The 1424-nt window shown below is 59.1% G+C and carries 1 protein-coding gene; it reads left to right on the forward strand.

Going from position 1 to position 1424, the window contains the following annotated elements; genetic code table 11:
• Window positions 1–78 precede the first annotated feature (78 nt).
• Window positions 79–1289 (forward strand): IS3 family transposase gene (locus ACFOSH_RS43120; RefSeq protein WP_378247446.1). Its coding sequence is split into 2 segments (ribosomal slippage): window positions 79–352 and window positions 352–1289, totalling 1212 coding nucleotides; the frame shifts between segments, so codons are not numbered across the junction.
• Window positions 1290–1424: the final 135 nt, after the last annotated feature.

A 1424-nucleotide genomic window follows, 5' to 3' on the forward strand; every position in this document is an offset into this window, starting at 1 on the left:
CCGCGTCCTCTTCGAGATCCAACACACCTTGAAGTCGATCACGCGGTGGCCGTCCTCATACCCACGACACGCCGCCACATCACACACTGCTGCTGCCGTACTAAGAAGAGTCGTCGGTCGTTTACTCCTGAGTTCAAGGAGGAGACGGCAAAATCGGTGGTCGAGTCGACACGTCCTGTCGCGGCGGTCGCTCGGGAAATCGGTGTCAGTGAGCAGACCCTGCGCAATTGGGTTAACGCGTATCGCCGCGACCACGCCGCCGATGAGCCACCATTGACGATCTCAGAACGTGCCCGGTTGCGGGAACTGGAAAAAGAAGTCCGGGAACTGCGCGCGGAACGTGAGTTCCTGGGAAAAGCCGCAGCCTTCTTCTCCAGCGACTATCGGTAACAGAACTCTACGAGTTCATCGACGCGGAGAAGGACGTCTTCAGTCAGGTCATGGGAAGACCGTTGCCTGTCGTGACAATGTGCTCATGGCTTGAGGTGTCGAAATCGGGCTTCTATGAATGGCGTACCCGGCCGGAATCAGAGACCGCCCGGCGCAGGCAGTATCTCGCCGGGCTGATCACCAAGATCTTCACCGACTCGGACGAGACCTACGGTCACCGCCGCATCCACGCCCAGCTAGATCGCCAGGGCGAGCGGTGCACCCCCGAACTGGTCCGCCAGATCATGCGAGGCCAGGGCCTGGAACCCTGCCAGCCCAAGCCCTGGCGGCCGGCACTGACCGACGGCGGCCCAGCGATCCTGCCGGACCTGCTACGCCGGGACTTCAGCGCGGACGCGCCATGCGAGAAAATGGTCGGCGATATCACCTACATTCCCACCTGGGAAGGATGGATCTATCTGGCGACCGTCATCGACTGCCACACCAAAGCGGTCATCGGATGGGCCATGGACGACAACTACCGAACACCCCTGATCGAGAAAGCCATCCACATGGCCGTCCGGAACTACTCAATCAAACCCGGAGCGATATTCCACACCGACCGCGGCAGTAACTACATGTCCGCCCAATTCGCGAACACACTCCGATCTCTCCGCATCCGGCACTCCGTCGGCCGCACAGGAATCTGCTACGACAACAGCATGGCCGAATCATTCTTCGGCGCCCTTAAGAACGAGCGAGCCCATCGAGTGATTTACACAACACGAAAACAGGCCATCGCGGATATCGCCGCATACATAGAACTGCGCTACAATAATCAACGTCTCCACTCAGGACTCGACTACAAGACCCCCAACGAGGTCTACACCGAGTACCTAAACCGGCAGCAAGCAGCGTAGGCCAAGCCACCAAGAAGCTGTCCGGGAAGATTGAGGGGCCCCGGATCTTCCGGATAGCGAACCCACTAGGGTTTTCATTCGGAAGAGAGGGTTTTCGTGTCGAGGAAGCGTCGGTCGTTTACTCCTGAGTTCAAG

The sequence above is a fragment of the Amycolatopsis speibonae genome (genome assembly GCF_042647925.1).
GTDB classification, from domain to species: Bacteria; Actinomycetota; Actinomycetes; order Mycobacteriales; family Pseudonocardiaceae; genus Amycolatopsis; species Amycolatopsis speibonae.